The organism is Mycobacterium sp. D16R24, from assembly GCF_002013385.1.
In the GTDB taxonomy this organism is placed as follows: Bacteria; Actinomycetota; Actinomycetes; order Mycobacteriales; family Mycobacteriaceae; genus Mycobacterium.
Genome location: NZ_MAEV01000003.1, coordinates 1 through 756, shown reverse-complemented (window position 1 = coordinate 756; position 756 = coordinate 1). Strand labels below are relative to the sequence as shown.

1 protein-coding gene is annotated in these 756 nt (G+C 60.3%); it reads right to left on the bottom strand.

Annotated features, from left to right (window positions below):
• Positions 1-411 precede the first annotated feature (411 nt).
• The coding region (locus B4383_RS26880) for a hypothetical protein (protein ID WP_217700185.1) at positions 412-756 on the bottom strand (345 nt) is incomplete at its 5' end.

The following is a 756-nucleotide window of genomic DNA, read 5'->3' as shown; positions in this document are numbered from 1 at the left end:
CTAGGCCGGGCAATTCGTGACGCGCAGCGCACCGCAATCGCCGACGCGGCGCAACACGTGCGGGCTATTCAGTCCCAAATCACTGACAACTCTTACGTCACAACGCTATTGAACCAACTTGGATCATCCGAACCGCGGAACCTGACTGCGTCGGAACGCCCCAGTACCCTACCGATTCGACCACAAGCCGCGGGGGGTATGACCGACCAAGAACTGGACGCGTCACAAGAGGCGTTCTACTTCGACCCCCTCGGGCGGCGCCGGGGGCGATAAGGACTTTCCCGCAGCCGCCGGCGCGCTCAACTACGAGCACGCCGCACTAGCGGGACTCGCCGAAGCGTTTCCTCAACAACTTCGACCGCACCCACGGGGGCAACCCCCAAAAGGGCGGAAACGTAGATCTCAAGGCGTTTAGGCGTCCGTGTCGGGCGGGTCGTCGTTGCATTCTGTTTCCTCAGTGCGCTCAGCGGCCTTGTCGCCGTTAGCGTCCCGAGTCGGCTGATCGCCAGAATTTTCATCGGGCCGAGCCTCGAAAGTACCCAGAACTGCTCCCCTAATCGCCTGCGCAATGTCAGGGCTCTTGTGCGGTTCGATCGCCTGCCAGAATCGCTTCGTTAGTTGTGGGTCAATCTGAGGGATCATCGCTTCCCTGAACGACCTCATCACCTCCGGATCGATCTGAGGGATCATCGCTTCAGTGAACGACCTCATCACCTCCGGATCGATCTGAGGGATCATCGCTTCCCTGAACGACCT